The 24,608-nt window shown below is 66.7% G+C and carries 23 protein-coding genes; 16 read left to right on the top strand and 7 right to left on the bottom strand.

Going from position 1 to position 24,608, the window contains the following annotated elements; translation table 11 throughout:
• Positions 1-147: 147 nt before the first annotated feature.
• Genes alr through BW970_RS00340 form a run of 3 tightly spaced genes read left to right on the top strand, consistent with a single transcriptional unit; the run spans position 148 to position 2,734 of the window.
• On the top strand, positions 148-1,200 hold the full coding sequence (alr, locus tag BW970_RS00350; protein ID WP_076527603.1) for an alanine racemase: 1,053 nt from the start codon (positions 148-150) through the stop codon (positions 1,198-1,200).
• Positions 1,197-1,991 (top strand): MlaE family ABC transporter permease, encoded by a 795-nt coding sequence (locus BW970_RS00345; RefSeq protein WP_076527601.1) that lies wholly within the window; start codon positions 1,197-1,199, stop codon positions 1,989-1,991. Before alr ends, BW970_RS00345 begins: the two co-directional genes overlap by 4 nt.
• On the top strand, positions 1,988-2,734 hold the full coding sequence (locus BW970_RS00340) for an ABC transporter ATP-binding protein (protein ID WP_076527599.1): 747 nt from the start codon (positions 1,988-1,990) through the stop codon (positions 2,732-2,734). The genes BW970_RS00345 and BW970_RS00340 overlap by 4 nt, the downstream gene beginning before the upstream one ends.
• A gap of 128 nt (positions 2,735-2,862) precedes the next feature.
• Here BW970_RS00340 and BW970_RS00335 read toward each other — a convergent pair whose 3' ends face one another.
• From BW970_RS00335 to BW970_RS00325, 3 genes are all read right to left on the bottom strand, one after another.
• Positions 2,863-4,086 (bottom strand): MFS transporter, encoded by a 1,224-nt coding sequence (locus BW970_RS00335; RefSeq protein ID WP_076527596.1) that lies wholly within the window; start codon positions 4,084-4,086, stop codon positions 2,863-2,865.
• A gap of 277 nt (positions 4,087-4,363) precedes the next feature.
• Complete coding sequence (locus tag BW970_RS00330) at positions 4,364-5,158, bottom strand: inositol monophosphatase family protein (RefSeq protein ID WP_076527594.1); 795 nt, start codon at positions 5,156-5,158, stop codon at positions 4,364-4,366.
• A 111-nt stretch (positions 5,159-5,269) separates the two neighbouring features.
• A complete protein-coding gene (locus tag BW970_RS00325) occupies positions 5,270-6,295 on the bottom strand; it encodes a lysine-2,3-aminomutase-like protein (RefSeq protein WP_076527592.1) in 1,026 nt (341 codons plus the stop codon).
• Positions 6,296-6,516: 221 nt separating this feature from the next.
• On the opposite strand from BW970_RS00325, the gene BW970_RS00320 reads away from it, so the two are divergent.
• Complete coding sequence (locus tag BW970_RS00320; RefSeq protein ID WP_076529077.1) at positions 6,517-7,119, top strand: nicotinate-nucleotide adenylyltransferase; 603 nt, start codon at positions 6,517-6,519, stop codon at positions 7,117-7,119.
• Here the strand turns inward: BW970_RS00320 and BW970_RS00315 are convergent.
• Complete coding sequence (locus tag BW970_RS00315; RefSeq protein ID WP_076527590.1) at positions 7,116-7,619, bottom strand: HugZ family pyridoxamine 5'-phosphate oxidase; 504 nt, start codon at positions 7,617-7,619, stop codon at positions 7,116-7,118. The genes BW970_RS00320 and BW970_RS00315 overlap by 4 nt on opposite strands.
• 92 nt (positions 7,620-7,711) lie before the next feature.
• Between BW970_RS00315 and BW970_RS00310 the strand changes: the two genes are divergently transcribed.
• The 9 genes from BW970_RS00310 (at position 7,712) to BW970_RS00270 (ending at position 19,448) form a co-directional block, all read left to right on the top strand.
• The gene (locus BW970_RS00310) at positions 7,712-9,343 is read left to right on the top strand and encodes a SulP family inorganic anion transporter (protein WP_076527588.1); all 1,632 of its coding nucleotides are present in this window, start codon (positions 7,712-7,714) and stop codon (positions 9,341-9,343) included.
• 349 nt (positions 9,344-9,692) lie between these two features.
• Entirely contained in the window at positions 9,693-11,654 is a 1,962-nt protein-coding gene (gene acs, locus BW970_RS00305; protein ID WP_076527586.1) for an acetate--CoA ligase, read from the top strand.
• Positions 11,655-11,658: 4 nt separating this feature from the next.
• Positions 11,659-12,345, top strand: a complete 687-nt coding sequence (locus BW970_RS00300) for an adenylate kinase (protein ID WP_076527584.1) — start codon at positions 11,659-11,661, stop codon at positions 12,343-12,345.
• Between the two features lie 55 nt (positions 12,346-12,400).
• On the top strand, positions 12,401-12,658 hold the full coding sequence (locus BW970_RS00295) for a DUF4212 domain-containing protein (protein ID WP_076527582.1): 258 nt from the start codon (positions 12,401-12,403) through the stop codon (positions 12,656-12,658).
• A gap of 13 nt (positions 12,659-12,671) precedes the next feature.
• A complete protein-coding gene (locus BW970_RS00290; RefSeq protein ID WP_076527580.1) occupies positions 12,672-14,489 on the top strand; it encodes a sodium:solute symporter family protein in 1,818 nt (605 codons plus the stop codon).
• An 87-nt stretch (positions 14,490-14,576) separates the two neighbouring features.
• Entirely contained in the window at positions 14,577-16,403 is a 1,827-nt protein-coding gene (locus BW970_RS00285) for a DUF294 nucleotidyltransferase-like domain-containing protein (RefSeq protein WP_076527577.1), read from the top strand.
• A gap of 12 nt (positions 16,404-16,415) precedes the next feature.
• On the top strand, positions 16,416-16,937 hold the full coding sequence (locus BW970_RS00280) for a hypothetical protein (protein WP_076527575.1): 522 nt from the start codon (positions 16,416-16,418) through the stop codon (positions 16,935-16,937).
• Between the two features lie 2 nt (positions 16,938-16,939).
• On the top strand, positions 16,940-17,365 hold the full coding sequence (locus BW970_RS00275) for a response regulator transcription factor (RefSeq protein ID WP_371870121.1): 426 nt from the start codon (positions 16,940-16,942) through the stop codon (positions 17,363-17,365).
• Positions 17,358-19,448, top strand: coding sequence for an exonuclease domain-containing protein (locus tag BW970_RS00270; RefSeq protein WP_076527571.1), 2,091 nt, complete (start codon positions 17,358-17,360; stop codon positions 19,446-19,448). The genes BW970_RS00275 and BW970_RS00270 overlap by 8 nt, the downstream gene beginning before the upstream one ends.
• 6 nt (positions 19,449-19,454) lie before the next feature.
• Here BW970_RS00270 and BW970_RS00265 read toward each other — a convergent pair whose 3' ends face one another.
• Genes BW970_RS00265 through BW970_RS20685 form a run of 3 tightly spaced genes read right to left on the bottom strand, consistent with a single transcriptional unit; the run spans position 19,455 to position 21,836 of the window.
• A complete protein-coding gene (locus BW970_RS00265) occupies positions 19,455-19,856 on the bottom strand; it encodes a hypothetical protein (protein ID WP_076529075.1) in 402 nt (133 codons plus the stop codon).
• Between the two features lie 56 nt (positions 19,857-19,912).
• Positions 19,913-21,010 (bottom strand): alkane 1-monooxygenase, encoded by a 1,098-nt coding sequence (locus BW970_RS00260; RefSeq protein WP_229740416.1) that lies wholly within the window; start codon positions 21,008-21,010, stop codon positions 19,913-19,915.
• A 49-nt stretch (positions 21,011-21,059) separates the two neighbouring features.
• Positions 21,060-21,836, bottom strand: coding sequence for a serine/threonine protein phosphatase (locus BW970_RS20685; RefSeq protein ID WP_159441408.1), 777 nt, complete (start codon positions 21,834-21,836; stop codon positions 21,060-21,062).
• Between the two features lie 166 nt (positions 21,837-22,002).
• Here BW970_RS20685 and ftsY point away from each other — a divergent pair, with 166 nt between their 5' ends.
• From ftsY to BW970_RS00240, 3 genes are all read left to right on the top strand, one after another.
• The gene (ftsY, locus tag BW970_RS00250) at positions 22,003-22,989 is read left to right on the top strand and encodes a signal recognition particle-docking protein FtsY (protein ID WP_076527567.1); all 987 of its coding nucleotides are present in this window, start codon (positions 22,003-22,005) and stop codon (positions 22,987-22,989) included.
• Between the two features lie 101 nt (positions 22,990-23,090).
• Positions 23,091-23,990 carry an EamA family transporter gene (locus tag BW970_RS00245; protein ID WP_076527565.1) on the top strand — a complete coding sequence of 300 codons (900 nt, stop codon included), beginning with the start codon at positions 23,091-23,093 and terminating at the stop codon, positions 23,988-23,990.
• Positions 23,991-23,996: 6 nt separating this feature from the next.
• A complete protein-coding gene (locus BW970_RS00240; RefSeq protein WP_076527563.1) occupies positions 23,997-24,602 on the top strand; it encodes an inner membrane-spanning protein YciB in 606 nt (201 codons plus the stop codon).
• Positions 24,603-24,608 lie beyond the last annotated feature (6 nt).

Below are 24,608 nucleotides of genomic sequence, written 5' to 3'. Positions count from 1 at the left end.
CCGAAATTCCTGCGCTGTCAGAGATGCGCCCGCGCATGGCCAGTCCATCGGCAGCCGCTTGCCGCCACGGGGGCGGCGGGTCGCTCTGCCGGGCCGGGGCGCGCGCTTTCCCCTTGACGCCGCGCGCCTGACTGTCAAAACCCTGTCATGGCTACAGGAACCCTGACAATCGACCTCGATGCGATCTGCGCCAACTGGCGGGCCCTGGATCGCGCTTCTGCCACTTCGGTACAGACCGCTGCCGTGGTCAAGGCTGATGCCTACGGCCTTGGCGCCCCGCGCGTGGCCAAGGCGCTGGCCCAGGCCGGCGCACGGAATTTCTTTGTCGCCGCCGCCGAGGAAGGCGCCGCCCTGCGCCAGATCCTTGGGCCGGGCCCCGACATCAGCGTGCTGTCGGGCCATATGCCAGGCGATACCGACATGATCGGCGATCTGGATCTGGTGCCCATGCTGAATTCGCTGGACCAGATCACCCGCCATCTGGAGACGCTGCCCGGCAAGCCCTTCGGGATCCAGCTCGATACCGGGATGAACCGTCTGGGGATGGAACCGGATGACTGGGCCGCGGTCGCCGGTATCGTGCTGGAAGCGCGGCCGCATCTGCTGATGAGCCATCTGGCCTGCTCCGACATGCCTGACGCCGCGCTGAACACGCAACAGCTGGACACCTTCCGCGCGCTGACGGATGGGCTAGGCATTCCGCGTTCGCTGTCGGCCACCGGCGGCATCCTGCTGGGGTCCGACTATCATTTCGACCTGACCCGTCCGGGAATCGGGGTCTATGGCGGGCAGCCCTTTGCCAATGCGCGCAAGGTGGTCACGCTGTCGCTGCCGGTGATCCAGACCCGCATGGTCGAGCCGGGCGAATATGTCGGCTATGCAATGGGATGGCAGGCCACTGCACCCACCCATGTCGCCACGTTGGCCGCAGGCTATGCCGATGGTCTGTCGCGTGCGCTGTCGGGCAAGGCGACCGTCTGGGCCGGGGATACGCCCTGCCCGGTTCTGGGCCGCGTGTCGATGGACATGATCGCCGCCGATATCACCCATCTGGCCGAACTTCCCGATGCGCTGGACATTCTTGGCCCGCATCAGGGTGTGGACGACCTTGCCGCCATCGCGGGCACCATCGGCTACGAGGTGCTGACCTCGCTCGGGCCGCGCTACGCCCGGCGCTACAGCACCGGAGCCACGGCATGAGCCTTGCGGCCCTGCCACAGGCCGGGCTGGCACGGCTGGGCCGCGCGGTGCTGTCCGCGCTGGCGGAACTTGGGCGCGTGGCGATGTTTGCCGGCGCCGTCCTGTCGCATGTCCTGCGCCCGCCGTTCTACGGGCGCGAGCTCTTTGCCCAGGTGATCGCCATCGGCTGGCTGTCGCTGCCGGTCGTCGGCATGACCGCGCTGTTCACCGGCGGTGCGCTGGCACTGCAAATCTATTCCGGCGGTGCACGGTTCCAGGCCGAATTCGCCGTGCCCTCGATCGTCGCCATCGGTATGGTCCGCGAGCTTGGCCCCGTGCTGGGCGGCTTGATGGTGGCCGCCCGCGTTGCCAGTTCCATCGCCGCCGAGGTCGGCACGATGAAAGTGACCGAACAGATCGACGCGCTGGTCACTCTGTCCACCGATCCGCTGAAATATCTGGCCGTGCCCCGCGTTGTGGCTGCAACGCTGGCGGTGCCGGTGCTGGTGGGGGTGGGCGACGTGATCGGGATCATGGGCGGCTGGCTGGTGGGGGTGAACCGGCTGGACTTCAACTCTGGCAGCTATCTGCACAACACCGCGCAATATCTGGAAACCTGGGATGTGATGTCGGGCCTGTTCAAGGGCGCGGCCTTCGGCTTTATCGTGGCGCTGATGGGCTGCTATCATGGCATGAATTCCGGTCGCGGTGCGCAAGGCGTGGGCCGGGCGACCAAGGCGGCGGTCGTCGCCGCCTCGGTGCTGATCCTGGCCGCGAACTATGTCCTGACCGAAGTGTTCTTTTCCGCATGATCAGGCTGGATGACGTTCACAAGGCCTTTGGGGCCAACCGGGTGCTGAAAGGTGTCACGCTGGAGGTGCCGCGCGGCCAGAGCCTTGTGGTCATCGGCGGATCGGGAACCGGCAAGTCGGTGCTGCTGAAATGCATCCTTGGCCTTGTCCGCCCGGATCGCGGCCTGATCCAGGTGGATGGCCGCGACGTGACGCTGGGCGACCGCGATGCGTTTCTGGCGCGGTTCGGCATGTTGTTCCAGGGCGGCGCGCTGTTCGATTCCCTGCGGGTCTGGGAAAACGTCGCCTTTCGTCTGCTGCGCGGCCCTGGAAAACGCCCCAAGGCCGAAGCCCGCGCCATCGCCATCGACAAGCTGCGCCGCGTCGGCCTGGGAGAGGCGGTGGCAGAGCTGTTTCCGGCCGAACTGTCCGGCGGGATGCAAAAGCGCGTCAGCCTGGCCCGCGCCATCGCCGCCGACCCCGAGATCATCTTTTTCGACGAACCCACAACCGGGCTGGATCCGATCATGTCGGGCGTGATCAATGAGTTGATCCGCGATCTGGTCACGGAAATGGGCGCCACCGCGATCACCATCACCCACGACATGACCTCTGTCCGCGCGATTGCCGACAGCGTGGCGATGCTGCATGGCGGGGTGGTGCGCTGGCATGGGCCGGTGTCGGCACTGGATTCAAGCGGCGATGCCCATGTAGATCAGTTCATCCACGGCCGCGCAGACGGACCGATCGCCACGGTGCGCTGACCAGGACGGCGCCAGCCCCGCCGCCCTCGGGTCTTGCCCCTTGGACCTCCATGGAGCTGCCTCTTAGGAGGGGCCACCTCCCCCGTTGCGGTATCAGCGGCGCTACAATGCCCGAATGGCCCGGTTCCTCAGCCGTCGTCCTTGCCGCGGCCCAGCAGGCGGCCGATCAGGAACGAGGTGCGCGGCACATAGGTATAGCGGGTGCGGGTATCCGGGGTCGGGCGGGCACGCATCCGCACGATGCCGAACACCACCAGCAGCACATGCGACAGCGCGATAAAGCCGAACATGCCCGCCGGGCCGAACCAGTCGATCAACACAGAGGCAAGCAGCGGGCTGGCAATGGCCCCGACGGCATATAGGAACATCAGCGCCGCCGACAACTCCACCCGTTCCAGCGGTTGCGCGAAATCATGGGCATGGGCGGCAGAGATCGAATAGATCGGCAAGGTGGTCAGGCCAAAGAACGCCGCCGCCACAAAGATGGCCACAACCCCCGCCCCCGAGGCGGCCACCGTTGCCCCGCAGGCCACCACCGACGCAACGGAGAGCCAGATAAGCACCGTGCGGCGATCATATCGGTCGGCCAGCCAGCCGACGGGAAACTGCGCAAACGCCCCGCCCAGCACATAGGCCGCCAGAAACAGCGCGATGGTGCCCGGCTCCAGCCCGACGGCAATACCGTAGAGCGGACCGACCATGCGAAAGGCGGCGCCGGTCACACCCGACACCACCACACCGACCGCAGCCAGCGGAGAGCGGTCCCAGGCCAGACGCGGCCGCAGGCGGGGGGCGGGGCCGGTTTCGGGCGCCTCGGCCCTGGACAGCACCAGCGGGAACAGCGCAGCGCAACAGACCAGCGCAAGAAGGTTGTACGACAGGTAGCTGGCCGGCTCCAGCACAGCCACCACAAGCTGGGCGCCCAGGCTGCCGATGATATCGACGATCCGATACACCCCCATCGCCCGGCCCCGGTTGGCATTGGTGACCTTGCCTTGCAGCCAGGCCTCGATGATCGTGTAGCAGCCTGCCACCGACAGGCCGGAGGCGATGCGGAACACCGACCAGGCCCAAGGGTCCACCACCATCATATGCGCCAGAATGCCGATGGTGCCCGCAGCCGTGAAGGCGGCAAAGGCGCGGGAATGCCCGACATCGCCCATCAGCCTTGGCGCCCACCAGCACCCGATGAAGAAGCCAAGGAAATGCGCCGACCCGATGATGCCGATCTCTGCGGTGGTGAAGCCAAGCTGCACGCCCGATATCGCATCCAGCGGCGCGACGCCCCCCAACCCCAATTGCAACAGCACCACGGACACGAACAGGGCGGCGAACGAAACGAGCATACGCATGGGCGGGCTTCCGGCTGGGTGCGGTCACATTTGCCCGACCTTGCGGAAAGATCCACCCGTATTCGCGCCCGGCCCTGCCCCCCGGTTGCGGCCTGGGCAAGGGGCGCGCAGAGGGCCGTTCCCCCCCCCCTGCCCGGTCCGGGACAGCAGGTATCGAGGAGAGTAAACCGGGCGACAGAGCGAGGCCACGCACCTACAGACCCGGCGCCCGCGCGCCGATCGCCAGTTCCGGGCGCCTCAACCGCGCAGACGCGGGACGTGCCGCGCCAGCGGTCGGTCAGTCGCGGCTGCGGATGATGTTGGCAAAGGGCGTGAACAATTCGCTGTTGCCCGCGATCACCGCGCCTTTTTCCAGCGGGTCGTCGCCTTCGCGCACCGGGCCGACGAACCCCCCGGCCTCCTTGACCAGCAGGGTTCCGGCGGCGATGTCCCAGGCATTGATGCCACGTTCCCAATAACCGTCATACCGCCCTGCGGCCACATAGGCCAGATCGAGCGCCGCCGATCCCCAGCGCCGCACGCCCGCACAGACCGGCATCAACCGGGCAAGATCCTTGAGCGTGGCTGGCAAGGTGCCACGGCCGCCGAACGGCACGCCGGTGGCAAAGATCGACTCGATCATCACCCTGCGCCCCGACACGCGCAGGCGGCGGGTGTCGTTCAGCCAGGCGCCCGCGCCCTTTTCGGCGACGAACATCTCGTCCTTGGCCGGATCGAAGACAACCGCGGAAATGATTTCGCCCTTGTGTTCAAGCGCGATGGAAACCGCCCAATGCGGCAGGCCATGCAGGAAGTTGGTGGTGCCGTCCAGCGGATCGACGATCCAGCGGCGGGTCGGGTCGGCCCCTTCGTCCTCGCCGGTTTCCTCGCCCAGCCAGCCATAGGTCGGGCGGCCGCCCATCAGTTCTTCCTTGATGATCCGCTCGGCCTCGCGGTCGGCCTTGGAGACGAAATCGCCGGGGCCCTTGGTCGAGACCTGAAGGTTCTCGACCTCGCGGAAATCCTTGACCAGCGAGCGCCCGGCCTTGCGCGCGGCCTTGATCATCAGGTTGAGGTTCGCGCTGCCTTGCATGGGGCATCTCCTGTGGCGGTCCGAAGCGAAGCCTATAGGCGGAAGGGCCGCCAAAGAAAAGGGGGACAACCGGGCCGTTCTGCCTTTGTGGTCCAGAGCGGGGGTCGGGGATCAGCCGGGATCGTGATAGCGGTGCGTGCGACCGTTCGGGTCCGTGACCTGCCAGCCGTCGCCGTCCCGGCTCAGATACTCCGGGCCAAGCGGCACCTTGCCATGGCCGCCGGGGATGTCGAGCACATAGGTCGGCAGCGCCGCCCCCGACAGCCGACCGCGCAGGGCCGCCATGATCGACTGGCCCTCGGCGATGGTGGTGCGGAAATGCCCGGCCCCGCGGGCAAGATCGCAGTGGTGCAGGTAATAGGGTTTTACGCGCAGGCGATACAGCGCGCGGAACAGCGTTTCGAGGATCTCGGGCGTATCGTTCACACCCTTGAGCAGCACCGTCTGCGACAACAGCGGCACGCCCGCATCCGCCAGACGGCCAAGCGCGGCGCGGGCGGCCGGGGTCAGTTCGCCGGCGTGGTTGGTGTGGATCACCAGCCAGACAGGCACAGCCCCCCGGAGCGCGGCCAGCATCGCAGGGGTAAGGCGGTCGGGCGCCACCACCGGCACGCGGGTGTGGATGCGGATGGCGTCCAGCGTGCCAAGCCCGGCCAGCCGCGCAATCACCGCGCCCAGACGGCGCGGCGACAGGACCATCGGGTCGCCGCCTGTCAGGATCACCTCGCGGATGGCGGGTGTGGCGGCCAGATAGGCGAACACCCCGTCCAGCGCGTCATCGGAGAGATGGCCGCTGTCACCCACCGTCTCGCGGCGAAAACAGAAGCGGCAATAGACGGCACAGGTCTGGGTCAGGTGCAGGATGGCGCGGTCAGGGTAGCGGTGGGTCAGACCGGGAACCGGCTGATGGCTGCGGTCCCCGATGGGGTCGTGCAGCTCTTCGGGGCGCACATGCAACTCTGCCGCATCGGGCAGGAACTGGCGGGCCACCCCGTCACCGGGCGCCGCGATGGCGGCCTGCATCGCGGGCGACACAAGCACGCGGAACGCCCCGGCCACCTCCTCCAGCACCGGAGCATCGGCCGCATCGGCCAGACCGGCGGCGACAAGCTGCGGAATTGTGGTCAGGGCGGGCATCGGGACGCTTCCATGCGGCAAGGCGCCTGCCGATACCGCCACAGGGCGCAGGGGGCAAGCCCCGCCGACCGTTGCGCAAGTCACGGCGCTGTGTCCATATGCACCTGCTTGCTGCCCCAGGAAGGCGCCCTGATGATCCGAACCGTTTGCACCCCCTTGATCTTGCGCCATTTCGCCTGGCGGATCCGGATCTCCGCGCCTTGAGCTCGCACCGCGCCCTTTTGCGCGCCGATCTGCCCAGGGCACGGCGCGGCATGGTCATCGGCCTGTTGGGCGGGTCTTTCGATCCGGCGCATCAAGGGCATGTCGACATCACCCGCGCGGCGCTGCGCAGGTTCGGGCTGGACCGGATCTGGTGGCTGGTCTCGCCCGGCAACCCGCTCAAGACGCAAGGTCCAGCCCCGCTTGCCCGGCGGTTGGACCAGGCGGCCCGGATCATGCGGCACCCCAAGGTGACGATCACCGGGGTCGAGGCGCTGCTGGGCACCCGCTATACCGCCGACACGCTGGCCGCGCTGCGCCGTCTCTATCCGGGGGTCCGGTTTGTCTGGCTCATGGGGTCGGACAATCTGGCCAGTTTCCACAAATGGGAAGACTGGCGCAGCATCGCCGATACGGTGCCCATCGGGGTGCTGTCACGCCCTGGCAGCCAGCTGAGCGCGCGGTTTTCCCCTGCGGCGCGCTACATGGCCGGGCATCGCATCGCTGCGGAAGATTCGCGCCTGCTGGGCCGCGCCCAGGCCCCGGCCCTGTGCCTGACGGATCTGCCGCTCAACCCCGCCTCGTCCACCGCCATCCGGGCGCGGGGCGGCTGGTCCCGCTAGGCCGTCGGGGCCAGGTCTGCCTCTGTCATCACGAACGCCTTGGCGAAACCGCCATTGAGCGAGGCAGAGACCGGGCGGAACCTTGCAAAGGAGAAATCGGGCAGACTGGCATAGACCGTCGCCTTGGGGTTGCGCGCCAGCCAGGCGGCCTTGAGCGCGGCATGGTCGGCGCCGGCCGGGTCGAGGAATTCGGCCCGTGCGCGCAGCGACAGGCGCGGATGCGTCAGCGGATCGCCCTTGGGCCCCGGCTCCCCGATCAACAGGCAGCAGGCGGGATTGGCCTGCAATGCCCGCGTGTGATGCGCCAGCATGGAGACCAGCGCCAGCGGCAGGCCCTGCGCGTCGGTGCCAAGCCCGATCCGGCTGCAAAACGGCAGGCCGGTGTCGGGCTCCAGCACCGCGATCGCGGCATAGGTGGCACCGGCCACCAGCCTGCGCGCCATGTCGCGGGCCTCGTCATCGGCAGACAGGAACGGGTCGGAACGAGGTGCGATGGGCATGTCGGCCTCCTTTGCATCACTTGACAGGGCGTGCGCGCAGGAGTCTCACTGCCCGCGGGGACCGGAGGGGTCAAGGGGGCCGGGGACCGATCATGGCAATAGTTGATGAATTCACTCCGAAAATAGCCACCGTGCTGCGCGAGGGCTACACTGCGGCGGATCTGCGCGCCGATGCGCTGGCCGGGCTGACCGTGGCCATCGTTGCGCTGCCGCTGTCGATGGCCATCGCCATTGCCAGCGGCGTGGGGCCGGAACGGGGATTGTATACCGCGATCATCGGCGGGTTTCTGGTGTCTGCCCTGGGCGGGTCGCGGTTCCAGATCGGCGGACCGGCGGGGGCGTTCATCGTGCTGGTTGCGGCCTGCGTGATGCAGATCGGCCTGCCCGGCCTCATTCTGGCGACCTTCCTGTCGGGCTTCATCCTGATCGCGGTGGGCGCGCTGCGGTTCGGCACCTATATCAAGTTCATCCCCTATCCGGTCACGGTGGGATTCACCGCCGGAATTGCGGTGATCATCTTTGCCAGCCAGATGCGCGACCTGTTCGGCCTGACGCTGCCCGGAGCGGAACCTGCCGAAATCCTGCACAAGATCGAGGCGCTGTGGAACGCGCGCGGCAGCGTGACACCGGCCGCACTGGCACTGGCGGTGGCCACCATCGCCATCATTCAGGGCACGAAACGCTGGCGTCCGCACTGGCCCGGCATGTTGATCGCCATTGCCGTCGCCTCGGTCGCGGCGGTGGGGCTGGGCCTGCCGGTGGAAACCATCGGCACGCGGTTTGGCGCGTTGCCGCGCACGCCACCTGCCCCGCAACTGCCGGTGATGGACACCGCCCTGCTGATGGCAGCCCTGCCCTATGCGGTCAGCTTTGCGCTGCTGGGGGCGATTGAATCGCTGTTGTCCGCCGTAGTGGCCGACGGGATGAGCGGGCGGCGCCATCGCTCGAACGCCGAACTGGTGGCGCAAGGGGTGGCCAATATCGGCTCGGCGCTGTTCGGCGGATTTTGCGTCACCGGCACCATCGCGCGCACCGCAACCAATGTGCGGGCGGGCAGCCGGGGTCCGGTCTCCGGCATGTTGCATGCCATATTCCTGCTGGCGTTCATGCTGATCGCCGCGCCGCTTGCCGGCTATATCCCTCTGGCGGCGCTGGCGGGGGTGCTGGCCATAGTCGCCTGGAACATGGCCGAAAAGGCAGAATTCTGGGCGCTGATCCGCGCCAGCCGGGCCGATGCGGCCATCGTGCTGGTGACCTTCCTGCTGGTGGTGTTCCGCGACCTGACCGAAGGCATCATCGCAGGTGCGGCCATCGGCGGCGCCGTCTTCATCCGCCGCATGTCCGAGGCCGCACGGGTGGAACCGGCGCATGGCGCGGCGGAAATGCCGGTCGAGCAATCGGGCAGTGCCGTGGTCTATCGCCTGCATGGCGCCTATTTCTTTGGCGCTGCGGCAACGGTCGGCGCGGTTCTGGACAGCATCGCTGACCGGCCAGGCGCCTTTGTGCTTGATTTTTCCGATGTGCCCTTCGTCGACAGCTCCGGTGCGCGGTCGTTCGAGCTGCTGGCCAAAAAGATGGAACGCACCGGCGGCCATCTGGTGCTGACCGGCGCCAGCCCCGAGGTGCGCCGCACCCTGCTGGCCCAGGGCCTGCGCGAGCCGCATGTCCGTTGGCGGGCCACGGTCGCGGATGCCCTGGCAGAGTTTGGCGGCCCGCCAGGCTGATTCGAAAGAATGTCAGCCCCTATGACGCAATATTCTTGCGCGCCGCCATTGATGTGCCCCTGCGTCACCCTGCCACGCAGGACAACCACAGGCTGATCCGAAACGCGCCATCCGAGCTCACGCCGCCGTGATCCGCCAATCTGTTGATTTTCCTGCCCAAGTCGCGCGAAATTTACAGAAATTGACACTATTCTGCATTGCAGCGTGAATTTCTTTACAGAAAAACCATTTCAAAAAAAGGGGTTACGTAAAACTTCACCAATGGTTTACAATGGCGCCAAGGGATGGAGCGCCGGGAACTCCCGGCCAGGCGCGGCACGGGTCGCGCAAGCGCACTATGGAGGAGCCAATGTCCGATCAGGCAGCAGCCGGAATCTACCCGCCGTCCAGCGATTTCGCCGCGAATGCGCATGTGAACGCAGAGCTTTATGCGACGATGTATGCAGCGTCGGTGGCCGATCCGGCCGCCTTCTGGGCAGAACATGGCAAGCGGATCGACTGGATCCGCGACTATACCAAGGTCAAGAACTCCAGCTTCGACTATGGCAATGTGTCGATCAAATGGTTCGAGGACGGCACGCTGAACGTCTCGGCCAATTGCATCGACCGCCACATGGTGCAGCGCGCCAATCAGACCGCGATCATCTGGGAACCCGACGATCCGGCCAAACCGGCCCGCCACATCACCTATGCCGAACTGCTGGAACAGACCAGCCGCATGGCCAATGTGCTCAAGGCCCATGGCGTGGGCAAGGGCGACCGGGTGGTGCTGTATCTGCCGATGATCCCCGAGGCGGCCTATGCCATGCTGGCCTGCGCCCGGATCGGCGCCATTCATTCGGTGGTCTTTGCCGGCTTTTCGCCCGACAGCCTGGCCAGCCGGATCAACGATTGCCAGGCCAAGGCGGTGATCACCGCCGATTTCGCCCCGCGCGGCGGCAAGAAGACCGCCCTCAAGGCCAATACCGACAAGGCGCTGTTCGACTGTTCCGACAAGATCAAATGCCTTGTCGTCAAGCATACCGGCGATCAGACAAGCTGGGTCCAGGACCGCGACATCGACCTGCTGGCGGAAATGGCGGCGGCGAAACCCTATTGCCCCTATGTCGAAATGGGGGCCGAGGATCCGCTGTTCATCCTCTATACCTCTGGCTCGACGGGTCGGCCCAAGGGGGTGGTGCATACCTCGGGCGGGTATCTGGTCTATGCGTCGATGACGCATCAGATCACCTTTGACTATCACGATGGCGATGTCTTCTGGTGCACCGCCGATGTGGGCTGGGTCACGGGGCACAGCTATATCATCTATGGCCCGCTGGCCAATGGCGCCACGACGCTGATGTTCGAAGGCGTGCCGACCTATCCCGATGCGGGCCGGTTCTGGGCCGTGTGCGAAAAGCACAAGGTCAGCCAGTTCTACACCGCCCCCACCGCGATCCGCAGCCTGATGGGGCTGGGGGCCGACTGGGTCGAACGCTATGACCTGTCCTCGCTGAAGCTGCTGGGCACCGTTGGCGAACCGATCAACCCAGAGGCGTGGAACTGGTACAACACCCATGTCGGCAAGGGCACGCGCCCCATCGTCGATACCTTCTGGCAGACCGAGACGGGCGGCCACATGCTGACCCCCCTGCCCGGCGCCACCGACGCCAAGCCCGGATCGGCCACCAAACCGTTCTTTGGCGTGCAGCCCGTGGTGCTGGATGCCAGCACTGCCGCCATCCAGGCCGAAACCGCCGCCGAAGGCGTGCTGTGCATTGCCGATAGCTGGCCAGGCCAGATGCGCACCCTGTGGGGCGATCACGAACGCTTTCAAGAGGCGTATTTCAGCCAGTACAAGGGCTATTACTTCACCGGCGACGGCTGCCGCCGCGATGCCGACGGGGATTACTGGATCACTGGCCGCGTGGATGACGTGATCAACGTCTCGGGCCACCGCATGGGCACCGCCGAGGTGGAATCCGCGCTGGTCGCTCATGAAAAGGTGGCCGAGGCCGCGGTGGTCGGATACCCGCATGAAATCAAGGGCCAGGGCATCTATGCCTATGTGACCCTGATGAACGGGATCGAACCGACCGACAGCTTGCGCAAGGAGCTGGAGGCCTGGGTCCGTACCGAAATCGGCCCGATCGCCAAGCCGGATCTGATTCAGTGGGCGCCGGGCCTGCCGAAAACCCGGTCGGGCAAGATCATGCGCCGCATCCTGCGCAAGATCGCCGAGAACGACCATGGCAGCCTGGGCGATACCTCGACCCTCGCCGATCCGTCGGTGGTGGACGATCTGGTCGCCAACCGCATGAACCGGGGCTGAGCCCATGGAAAACGCAACCATCACCCGGCCCGCAGTCCTGATCCTGCTGGGCCCGCCCGGTGCTGGCAAGGGCACACAGGCCCGGATGCTGGAAGAGAGCTTTGGCCTGGTGCAACTGTCCACCGGCGATCTGCTGCGCGCCGCCGTTGCGGCCGGGACAGAGGCGGGCCAGCAGGCCAAGGCGGTCATGGAGGCCGGGGGTCTGGTCAGCGATGACATCGTGCTGGCCATCCTGCGCGACCGCATGGCCGAACCGGACACCGGCAAGGGTGTCATCCTTGACGGCTTTCCGCGCACCGCCGGTCAGGCAGAGGCGCTGGACGGGCTCTTGGCGCAGGCCGGGCTGTCGGTCACCTCGGTGATCTCGATGGAGGTTGACGACGCGGCGATGATCGCCCGCGTGGCCGGTCGCTACACCTGTGCCGGGTGCGGCGAGGGCTATCACGACGAATTCAAACTGCCCGCCACGGCGGGGGTTTGCGACAGGTGCGGCGGCACGGCGTTCAAGCGCCGGGCCGACGACAATGCCGAAACTGCGGGGGCGCGGCTGACCGCGTATCACGCGCAGACGGCACCGCTGATCGCCTATTACGAAGCACGCGGCGTGCTGGAACGGATCGACGCCATGTCCGGCATCGACACCGTCGCCAGCGGGCTGGCGGCCATCGTGACGCGCGTATCGGCGCAATAACGGGGGGCTGGGCGTCCGCACGGCGCCCGGCGGAGCCATTCAGGGAGAAACGCTCATGGCAGACAACAAGTCCGCCTCGGCCTATTGGGCAGCGAACGTCCGCATCATCACCATTTCGCTGGTGGTATGGTTCGTCTGCTCTTTCGGCCTTGGCATCATCTTGCGCCCACTTCTCAAGGGGATCCATATCGGCGGCGCCGATCTGGGCTTCTGGTTCGCGCAGAACGGGTCGATCTACGTCTTTCTTGTTCTGATCTTTGTCTATGCGGCCAAGATGAACAAGCTCGACCGCGAATACGGCGTAGACGAGTAAGGGGGGGGGAAACATGGAACAGTTTACCCTCAACCTCATCGTCGTCGGCTTCACCTTTGCCATCTATATCGGCATCGCAATCTGGGCCCGTGCCGGATCTACGGCGGAATTCTATGCCGCTGGCCAGGGTGTGAACCCGGTGCTGAACGGCATGGCGACGGGCGCCGACTGGATGTCGGCGGCCTCGTTCATCTCGATGGCGGGCATCATCGCGCTGGCTCCGGCTGGCGGCTATACCCAGTCGGCCTTTCTGATGGGCTGGACCGGCGGCTATGTGCTGCTGGCGCTGCTGCTGGCCCCCTATCTGCGCAAGTTCGGCAAGTTCACCGTGCCGGAATTCATCGGCGACCGCTTCTATTCCGGTGGCGCGCGCCTGGTGGCGGTGATCTGCCTGATCGTGATCTCGGTCACCTATGTGATCGGCCAGATGCGCGGCGTGGGCGTGACCTTTGCCCGCTTTCTCGAAGTCTCGACCGACATGGGCCTGTATATCGGCGCGGCGATCGTGTTCGCCTATGCCGTGTTCGGCGGCATGAAGGGCATCACCTATACCCAGGTGGCGCAATATGTCGTGCTGATCATCGCCTACACCATCCCGGCGATCTTCATCTCGCTGAGCCTGACTGGCAGCTTCCTGCCCCAGCTTGGCCTGATCGGCGGATACGCCCCCCAGGGCGGTGATGTGGCGATGCTGGCCAAGCTGGATGCCGTGGTGATGGAACTGGGCTTCACCCAGTATACCGCCGACACGACCAGCATGGTGAACATGCTGCTGTTCACCATGTCGCTGATGATCGGCACCGCCGGTCTGCCGCATGTGATCATCCGCTTCTTCACCGTGCCGAAAGTGGCCGATGCCCGGTCGTCGGCTGGCTGGGCGCTGGTGTTCATCGCGCTGCTCTACACCGTGGCCCCGGCCGTGGGCGCGATGGCCCGTCTGAACCTGACCACCACCTTCTGGCCGAACGCCGTTGCCGGTGCCGCGCTGGATGGCGATGCGATCAGCTTGGAGGCGATCAACACCGATCCGAACCTGTCCTGGATCAACACCTGGAAAAACACCGGGCTGCTGGCGTTCGAGGACAAGAACGGCGACGGCATGATCCAGTACTACAACGAAGCCAGCCCGCGCATGAAGGAAATCGCGGCAGAGCGGGGCTGGGTCGGCAACGAACTGACCAAGATCGACAACGACATGATGGTGCTGGCCAACCCGGAAATCGCGCAGCTTCCCGGCTGGGTGATCGCGCTGGTGGCGGCTGGCGGTCTGGCGGCGGCGCTGTCCACGGCGGCAGGTCTTCTGCTGGCCATCTCGTCTGCCGTATCGCATGACCTGATCAAAGGTTCGATCAACCCCAACATCTCGGAAAAAGGCGAGCTTCTGGCCGCCCGGATCTCGATGGCGGGTGCGATCGTGCTGGCAACCTGGCTTGGCCTGAACCCGCCCGGCTTTGCCGCGCAGGTGGTGGCACTGGCCTTCGGTCTGGCCGCCGCGACGATCTTCCCGGCGCTGATGATGGGCATCTTCTCGAAGCGCATCAACAAGGAAGGCGCGATCCTGGGGATGCTGGCGGGCCTGATCTTCACTGCCGTCTACATCTTCATCTATCTGGGCTGGTTCTTTATCCCCGGTACCAACATGCTGCCCAACACCCCCGACAACCACATCTTCGGCATCTCGCCGCTGTCGATCGGGACCGTGGGCGCGATGGTGAACTTCGGGGTCGCCTATGTGGTCTCGATGATGACCAAGGCTCCTCCGGCCCATGTGATCGATCTGGTGGAATCGATCCGCGTGCCGAAAGGCGCAGGCAAGGCGCAGGCCCACTGACATCCTGTGCGGGGACGGCTCACACCGCCCCCGCATCCCCAGCCAGACCGGGGCAAACCCGGCGCGCATCCAAAGGGAGGAGCAGCGATGACCGACCAGACCGCCAAAGCCCGCATCGCCGCCTTTCTGGAAACGGTGCACCCCTATGATACCCTGCCGCAGGACGAACTGGCGCGTGTCGCCGGTTCCTTCGGCCGCAGGGAACTGGCCGCAGGCCAGCGTGTCTATACCGCCGGCACCCCGCTGGAGGGGCTGTATCTGGTGAAATCCGGGGCCATCGAGGTGGTGGACGACTCGGGCACGCTCGTGTCGTTGCTGGGGCCGCGCAATACGTTCGGCGAACGCGGATTGATGCGCGACGGGCTGGCGCTGACCACGGCACAGGCAGCCGAAGCCTCGGTTGTGCTGATGCTGCCGACCGATGACTTCCGCCGCCTGATCGCCACCCGCCCGGCCTTTGAGCGGTTCTTCAACCGCGGCCGCGCGATGGAAACGCGCGGGCCCGATCTGGCAACCCGCAAGGTGGCCGATCTGATGGCCCGCAAGCCGGTGATCTGCGCGCCCGATACCACGGTCTTTGCCGCGGCGCGGATCATGCGCGACGAACATGTCTCCAGCCTGGGCGTCGTCGATCAGGGGCGCTTCGTCGGGCTGCTGACCACGCGCGACATGACCAACAAGGTGGTCGCCGAAGGGCGCGATCCCGCGACCCCGGTTCATGCCGTGATGACCCCTGCGCCGCTGTCGCTGCCGCCCGAGGCGCTGGGGTCGGATGTGCTGCATCTTATGCTGGAACGCCGCATCGGGCATCTTCCGGTGGTGCGCGACGGCACGCTGGTCGGCATGGTCACACAGACCGACCTGACACGTTTTCAGGCCGTCAGTGCCGCCGTTCTGGTGCGCGATGTGGCCACCGCCGACAGCGTGGCCGACATGGCCGCCACCACCGCCCGCATTCCGCAACTGCTGATGCAACTGGTCGGGGCCCATAACGCGCACGAGGTCGTGACCCGGCTGATCACCGATATTGCCGATGCCGTCACCCGCCGCCTGCTGGCCATGGCCGAGGCCGAACTTGGCCCGCCCCCGGTGCCCTATCTGTGGCTGGCCTGCGGATCGCAAGGGCGGCAGGAACAGACCGGCGTGTCCGACCAGGACAACTGCCTGCTGATCGACGATGGCATGGCGCCTGGCGACATGGCCTATTTCCAGCGTCTGGCCCGCATCGTATCGGACGGGCTGAACGCCGCAGGGTATTATTACTGCCCCGGCGACATGATGGCGACCAATCCGCGCTGGTGCCAGCCGGTGAGCGTGTGGCGCGACTACTTTGCCGGCTGGGTGGCCAAACCCGACCCGATGGCGCAGATGCTGGCCTCTGTCATGTTCGACCTGCGGCCCATCGGGGGGCAGGTATCGCTGTTTTCCAACCTTCAGGCCGAAACGCTGGACATGGCGGCGAAGAATTCCATCTTCGTGGCCCACATGATTTCCAACAGTCTGAAACACCAGCCACCGCTGGGGCTGTTGCGCGGTTTTGCCACCATCCGCTCGGGCGAACATCGCAACCATATCGACATGAAGCTGAACGGCGTGATCCCGGTGGTCGATCTGGGCCGCGTCTATGCGCTGCGCGGAAAGTTGACGGCTGTCAACACCCGCGCCCGCCTGCTGGCCGCCGAAGAGGCGGGGGTGATCTCGGTCTCGGGCGCGCGCGACCTGATCGAGGCCTATGACCTTATCGCCGATACCCGCCTGCGCAATCAGGCGACGCTGGTGCAGATGCGGCGCAAGCCCGACAACTTCCTTGCCCCGGCCGATCTGTCCGATTTCGAACGCAGCCATCTGCGCGATGCCTTTGTCGTCGTGCGCACCATGCAATCCTCGGCATCCAGCCGGGGCGCTCCGGGCTAGGGGGCCCCGATCATGACGTTTGAATTTCTGGCCATATTGATTGCGGGGATCGCGGGCGCGGGCATCGGGCTCATGCTGCGCAAGCTGACAGCGCGGCGCGCGCCCAAATGGCTGGTGCCGGCTTTGGCCGGCGTCGGAATGCTGACCGCTTCGATCTGGTCGGAATATAGCTGGTTTCCGCGCCTGCAAGCCGGGATCCCGCCCGGCGTGGTGCTGGCACAGACCGGCAAGGGCACCTCGCCCCTGCGTCCCTGGACCTATGCGGCCCCCCTGGTCACAGAGGCCTGGCTGGTCGATACCCGCAAGGCGATGCGCAACCCCGGCGCGCCCGATCTGGTGCTGGCGCCGGTCTGGCGCTTTGCCCGCTGGCAAAAGGACAGGGAAATCCTGGTCATGTTCGACTGCGCCAACGCGCGCCGGGTCGATCTGACCGAAGGGGTGACATTTTCAGACACCGGCGTGTTGGCGGGGGGCACCTGGGTGCCGCTTGCCGCCGACGATCCGGTTCTGGCAGCGGCCTGCCACGGAGGATAGCCATGGGCGCTGAGGGAGGGAAGAAACGCATTCTGGTGGTCGAGGACGAGGACAACATCGCCATCGCCCTGGATTATCTGCTGACGCGCGAAGGCTACGAACATGATCGCGTGGCCAATGGCGGCGAGGCGATGGCCCGGATCCGTGGCACCCGGCCCGATCTGGTTCTGCTGGATGTGATGCTGCCGGAAGTCTCGGGATACGAGATCTGTCAGGGCGTGCGGCTGGACCCGGCGCTGGCCGATGTCAAGATCCTGATGATGACCGCGCGCGGCTCGGCCATCGAACGGCGCAAGGGTCTTGCACTGGGCGCCGATGGCTTCATCTCGAAACCCTTCGAACTCAAGGAACTGCGCGAGGAGGTGCGGCGCCTGCTGACGGGGGTGGGGGCGACGGCCGCGCAAGGCGGGGGGGTCGACGATGCTTGACCGCCTCAGCCTGCGGCTGCGCATCTTCCTGTTCTTTGCCGTGCTGGCATTCGGGGGGGTGGCGGCGCTGGTTGCGGGGTTGTGGCTGGGCTATCGCCGCCTTGGCAGCCCGGACACGCTCGACGCCTTTGTTCAGGGCGGCGTTGTTGCCGGATTCGTGCTCGTCGGGATCGTGGTCTGGGTCTGGCTGTTGTTCGATCTGCATGTCGCGCGCGCCATCGAACGGCTGGCGGGCAGCATCCGCAGCCGGTCTCATGCCGATGCGGGGAGCGATCTGGACCGGCAGACCGCGCGCTATCTGGGCGATCTGGCCCCGGCGGTGGGCGCGGCCCTGACGAAACTGTCGGAAACCCGCAATGCACTGGCGGAATCGGTGGCGCGGGAAACCACCCGGCTGGCCGGGGAAAAGGCCCGGCTGGAAACGCTGCTGTCCGATGTGCCTGCCGGGGTGCTGTTGTGTTCCGCGGGGCATCAGCTCGTGTTCTACAACGGGCTTGCGCAGGATCTGCTGGGGGGCGCCACCGGCGCGCCGGGCCTGGACCGCAGCCTGTTCGACTATCTGCGCGACGGGCCGGTGCGCCACGCCTATGACCGGCTGCGCGATACCGGCGATGCCGAGGCGGCGTCCGACCTGCTGTGCGCCACCACCGGCCCCATGCCGCGTTTGCTGGCCGCGCGGATGCGCCTGCTGCACAGCCCCGAGCAGATGGCGCCCGGCTATGTGATCACGCTGCGCGACGTGACCGCCGACCTTGCAGCCCATGCCAAGCGCGAGGCCCTGCTGGCCGAAGTGTTCGACCGCGTGCGCCGACCCGCCGCCAACCTGCAAACCGTGATGGGTGTGCTGGCCGAAGACAGCGGCGCCGACCCCGGCGGACGGCTGGACCGGGCCATGCGGGCCGAGGTGGCGCAACTGACCCGCGCCATCACCGAACTGGGCGCCCGCTATGACGAGGGCCGCAGCGACTGGGCGCTGTTGTCGATGACCCGCGCCTCTGACCTGCTGGACAGCCTGCGCGCCCGGCTGGAAGGCGCAGGGCTGAGCGTCATCGGACAGGCTGCCGAATTGCTGTTGCGCTGCAACGGGTTTGAAATGGTCGTTCTGGTGGCCGAACTGGCCCGGCGCGTGGCGGCCCATGCCGGAACCACCACCCTGCGGCTGGACATCGCCGAAGACGGCCCCGGCGCGCTGATCCTGCTGGGATGGGACGGCCCTGCGCTGCCGGTCGGCACGCTGGACCAGTGGCTGGAAGGCCCGCTGGAACCCGGCCTTGCCGATCTGTCGGGCCGCGCGGTGTTGCAGACCCATGCGACCGAATGCTGGCCCGAAGGCACGACCGGCCAGCCGCGCCTGTGCCTGCCGATCCGTCAGGCCCGGCGCGCGGGGCGGCGCCCTGCCCCGGTGGCGCGCGCCGTCGTCTACGACTTTGACCTTCTGTCGCGCGAACGCTCTGCCCCGGTGGCGGACATGCCGCTGGAGCAACTGACCTATGTGGTCTTCGATACCGAGACCACCGGCCTGCTGCCCCAACAGGGGGACGAGATTGTCCAGATCGCCGCCGTGCGGCTGGTGAATGGCCGACGGCTTGAAGGCGAGGTGTTCGATACGCTGGTGAACCCCGGCCGGCCCATCCCGGCAGGATCGACCGATGTGCACGGCATCACCGATGCCATGGTCGCCAGCGCCGACGGCGTGACCGAGGTTCTGCCGCGCTTTCACCGCTTTGCCGCCGGATCGGTGCTGGTGGCCCATAACGCGCCCTTCGACATGACCTTTCTGCGGCGGCGCGAGACAGAGCTTGGCCTGCGCTTTGACAATCCGATCCTCGATACGGTGCTGCTGTCGGCAGTGATCTGGGGCCAGTCCGAGGTGCATTCGCTGGATGCGCTGACCCATCGGCTTGGCATCACCATCCCCGAGGAAGCGCGCCATACCGCCATTGGCGATACCATGGCCACGGCCGAAGCCTTTCTGCGGCTGCTGCCCATGCTTCAGGCGCGCGGGCTGACCACCTATGGCGCCGTTCTGGCCGAGGTGCGCCGCCATGGCCGGTTGCTCAAGGATGCCAATCTGACAGGCTGACCCGGATCAGACCCCCACATCCGGCCCCGGACAGGCCAGCGGCACCGGGCTGCGTCGCGCCTCGATCAGGTCGTCCTGCGGCAGCGCGCCTTCGAACCGTGCCCGCAACTGCCCGCCGTCATCAAAGAACGCCCAGCATTGCAGATCGCCCGGATCATGGTCGTAGCGAAAACAGATGCGCCCCGGATCCGGCTCGAACCAGTGCCCTGCATGGCAGGGGCCACCGTCAAATGCCCAGATCACCCGGCGCCCCGGCAGATATTGCTCTGCCCCGTAGGACTGGCCCTGCACCTGAAACGTCAGCGTCTTTCCGGTCACACGCGCCTCAAAGGCCGCGCCGTCCAGCGGTTCCTCTGCCCACAGGGGCGTGGCGGCGCAGATCAGGCAGGCGACAAGACAACGCATCATGGCAAGGCTCCATCCCATCCGGTGCCACCCTGCCACAGCCACAGCCGCCGTGCCAATCACAACCTGAACGACGGCGGCGGCTCGGGCGGCAGGCGGCGATCCATCACCCGGAACCATACCGGCGGCACCAGTGCCAGCGCGGCCATCACCGGCAGGCTGTACGGCAGCCGCAATCCGCCGTCCGGCAGATCCAGCGCAGGATAGGCACGGCCCGGATGGGCATGGTGATCGGCATGGCGCGGCGCATTCAGCATCAGGGCCGAAGAGGCCCAATGCGGTGCATCCCAACTGTGCTGCGGCCCGACAGGTTCGGGCTTGCCTCCCGGCAGGCGCGCGCGCAACAGCCCGTAATGCTGGACATAATCCGACAGCAAAAGCTGCATCTGCGCCCAGATCGCCAGCCCGGCCCAGATGAACAGGCCCGCAGCGCCGCCCAGCCCCACCGCCAGCCCCATCGCCAGCACCACTGCCCCCAGATACACCGCATACGGATGCAGCCCCCGCCGCCGCGCGCGCGTGCGCAACACGGTCTCCATCTGCCACCCGGCGACAAATTCCGCAGGCCAGGCCCGCCGCATGAAGGCATAGACATGCTCGCCGCGCAGCGCGGTGTTCGGATCGTCCCCGGTCGCCACATGGCGGTGATGCACCAGCCGATGCGCCGAGGCATGGTGGCCATACCCGACCGAGGCATAGACCGCCACGCCCAGGGCCCGCAACCCGCGGTCCTGACGGTGGATCAGCTCGTGCGCATTGGAATTGGACACCTGCCCTATCCACAACCCGAAGCCTGCGAACAAGGCCAGCCACGCCCCGGTGGACAGCACCACCCCCCCCGCCAGCGCCCAGACCATGAAGGGCAGCAACACCAGATGCATCAGCGCCAGCACCACCGACAAGCCATCAGCCGCCGGAAATTCGTCCGCCCCCGGCACATGGGGCGCTGCGCGCGCGGCAGAACGGTCCAGCGCCCAGACGATCGGGCTGATGAAGATCAGGGCCAACACCGCAACCCAGCCCCCCAGCACGACCCCCGCCACCAGCAAACCGGCAGGGGCCAGTGTCACGATGGCAAAGTCGCGCATCGCGCGCGACGCCGCATCGCGGCCCCGCATCACCGCACCCAGAGCTGCAAGCCTGTCCTGCCCCATCATCCGTCGATTCCCCTTGCCCGCCGCAGCCTGCCACGGGAAGGCGCCGGAATCATGGCGCCGTCGTGTCGCAGCCCTGCGCCGCCACATGGTCCAGCGTCAGCGGCACCGCGCGCAACTCGCGCAATGCCGGGCGCAGCCGCAGCCCCAGCCTGGCCAGCACGCCCAGCCAGCGCGCCCGCCGCGCGCGCGCGCGAACCGCGTGCAACAGCCCCTCGGGCGCCGCGCCGCGCCATGCCGCCCAGGCCGCGTCGATCTCGGCCGCCGGGCCACGGGTGATGGCGAACATCGAATGCACCAGGATCAGCACATCCAGCGCCATCTGCCCCTCACCCGCCCGCCCCTTGCGGTACCGTTCCAGGTCGATGAACCGCGCCATCTGACCATCCCAGCAGATGTCGCGGATCGACGGGCGGCCATGCGCCACCCCCGCCCGGTGCAACGCGGCCAGCGCAGCCCCGGCGGCACGGCAGGCCGCAATCCGATCCGGACCGGCAAATTCGGCATTGCGCAACAGATGCGCAATGGAATGGCCGACTTCGGCAGTGGCAAAGAAATCCGGCCCCTCGGCCACGACATGCGCCACCGGCAGGCCAAGCGCGGCCAGGTCGTGCAACCCCTCGCGGTCGGCCTCGAATGCGCGGCGCGTATCGCCCTTTTGCAGCCGCCAGCGCAGCGAAAGCTGCTCTGCCTGCTTGAGCCACACCGCCCGCCCCCCCGCAGCCACCCGCTGCACGCGCTGCGGCGGATGCCGCAGCGCCGCCTCCAGCGCCGCGCGCAAGGCGACGGGCATGTCGGGGTCGGCATGAATGGGGCGATCTAGGCTCATGTAACGGCGACACTATGCTTGGATGACGGGTCTGCGGCACCAATATGACACCTGCCCCCAGCGATTTCCAGCATCTGGCGCGATGGGCCGCATTTCCGCCACCCCATGGCTTTCCCTTGCCGCGCCCTTGCGCTAGCAGGGGGAAACCGCCCGCGAAAGGCCCGACATGTCCTTCTTCGGCAAACTGAAAGACCGGCTGTTCAAAAGCTCCTCCCGCCTGTCCGGCGGACTGGACGATATCGTCGCCGAGGCGCCGCCCCCGGCAGAGACCGCCAAACCCGGCCTGCTGGCCCGGCTGACCGGCGAGGCAGAGCCACGGCGACTGGTCGACGACGAGATGCTCGAAAGCCTCGAGGATCTGCTGATCCAGTCCGACATGGGCGTCGAGACCGCCGCCCGCGTCACCGCCAATATCGCCGAAGGCCGGTTCGGGCGCCGCATCGGCGCCTCGGACCTGCGCGCCGCCCTGGCCGGTGAGGTGGCGCGCATCCTGACCCCCGTCGCCCGCCCCCTGCCGATCTATCCGCAAAAGCCGCAGGTCGTGCTGGTCGTCGGCGTCAACGGCTCGGGCAAGACCACCACCATCGGCAAACTGGCCAGCCAGTTCCAGGCGGCCGGAAAACAGGTGGTGATCGCCGCGGGCGATACTTTCCGCGCCGCGGCCGTCGAACAGCTCCAGGTCTGGGGCCAGCGCGCCGGCGTGCCGGTGCTGACGGCAGCCCAGGGCACCGACCCGGCCAGCCTCGCCTTCGATGCGCTGACCCGCGCCCGCGCCGACGGCGCCGACCTGCTGCTGATCGACACGGCAGGACGGTTGCAAAACCGCGCAGACCTGATGGAAGAACTGGCAAAAATCCTGCGCGTGCTGCGCAAGGTCGATCCCGATGCCCCGCACAACACCCTGCTGGTGCTCGATGCGACCACAGGCCAGAACGCGCTGAGCCAGGTCGAGATCTTCCGCAAGATCGCCGATGTCACCGGCCTCGTGATGACCAAACTCGACGGTACGGCGCGCGGCGGGGTTCTGGTGGCGCTGGCCGATCGGTTCGGCCTGCCGATCCATGCCATCGGGATCGGCGAACAGATCGACGATCTCGCCCCGTTCGACCCCGATGAATTCGCCCGCGCCCTTGTCGGCAGCCAGGATCCCTGATCCTTGCCAGACGCCCGCGCCCTTTCATCTTGCCACAAATACCCTCCGGGGGTCCGGGGGTGGAAAACCCCCGGCGGTTGCCCCCTGGCACGGCACCACCGATGACAGAACTGCTTGTCTCGCTGGAAGGCACGGCCGACGGGCGGCAGGTGGCGCTGTGGCTGGCGCTGCTGGCCGCTTTTTCCCATGCCGTGTTCGGTGCCTTGCAAAAGGGGCGGTTCGATCCCTGGCTGATGCGCGGCGGCATTGATCTGGGCTATGCGCTGATGGCGGCGCCCTTTGCGCTGTTCGTCGTCCCCTGGCCAGAGCCGCATATGTGGCCGATCTTTGCCGGGGCCTTCGTGATCCATGCCGGCTACAAGATGGTGCAGGCCGCGACCTATGCCCGTGGTGCCTTTACCGTGGTCTATCCGGTGGTGCGCGGATCGGCGCCGTTGTTCACCGTGCTGGGCGCCGGGCTTGTGTTCGGCGAAAGTTTTTCGCCCGGCCAGTGGCTGGGGCTGGCGGTGCTGCTGAGCGGCATCTTCGGCCTTGCGGCCTATAATCTGCGCCATGTCACCGACAACCGCGACACGCTGTTGCCTGCGCTGGGTCTGGCGGTCGTCACGGGCGGCTTTGTCGCGGCCTATACGACCTATGACGCCTGGGCGATCCGGCAGCCGCCCGACCCTTTCACCTTTCTGGCCTGGTTCTTCATGCTGGACGGCATCCTGATGCCCCTGCTGGCGCGGCGCCGGCTGGTCGCGCTGCCCGCCGCCGATCGCTGGCCTTTTGCGAAAAAGGCTGTTCTGGGCGCGCTGGTGGCCTATATCAGTTTCGGGTCCATCCTGATCGCCACCCGGATCGGCAATGTCGGCGAAGCTGCGGTGCTGCGCGAAAGCTCGACGGTCTTTGCCGCGCTGATCGGCTGGCTGATGCTGGGGGAAAGCACCGGACCCCGGCGCGTGGCGTTGATGACCCTGATCGCGGCCGGTGCGGTGATCGTGAAATTTGCAGGTTGAGGACAGATGGCAACCGAAAGAAACGTAAGCCCCTGGGTAAAGATGGCGCTGGAACTGGGGCCTGTCATCGCCTTTTTCATCGGCTACAGCCGTTGGAAGGATGACATCTTCACCATCTGGGGCACCGACTATTCCGGGTTTGTCGTGGTGACGGCCGCCTTCATTCCGCTGATGGTGGTCTGCTCGCTGATCCTGTGGGGGCTGACGGGCAAGCTGTCGCGGATGCAGGGGCTTACCCTCGTGCTGGTCGTGGTGTTCGGTGGCCTGACCGTCTGGCTGAACGACGAGACGTTTTTCAAGATGAAGCCCACCATCATCTATGCGCTGTTCGCGGCCATCCTGGGCATTGGCCTGCTGCGCGGACACTCCTATGTCGCGTTGCTGATGGGCGACATCATGCCGATGGAGCATACCGGCTGGATGGTGCTGACGCGGCGCATGGCCTGGTTCTTTGCCGGGCTGGCCGTTGCGAACGAGGCGATCTGGCGGCTGATGTCCACCGATGCCTGGGTGAATTTCAAGACCTTCGGCCTGCCCGTTGCGCTGTTCGCGTTCTTCATGCTGCAAGGCAGGCTGGTCAGCCGCCACGCCATTGGCGACAAGGCCGAGTGATGCCGG

It is taken from the genome of Gemmobacter megaterium, from assembly GCF_900156815.1.
GTDB classification, from domain to species: domain Bacteria; phylum Pseudomonadota; class Alphaproteobacteria; order Rhodobacterales; family Rhodobacteraceae; genus Wagnerdoeblera; species Wagnerdoeblera megaterium.
This window is presented reverse-complemented; position numbering and strand designations above follow the sequence as displayed.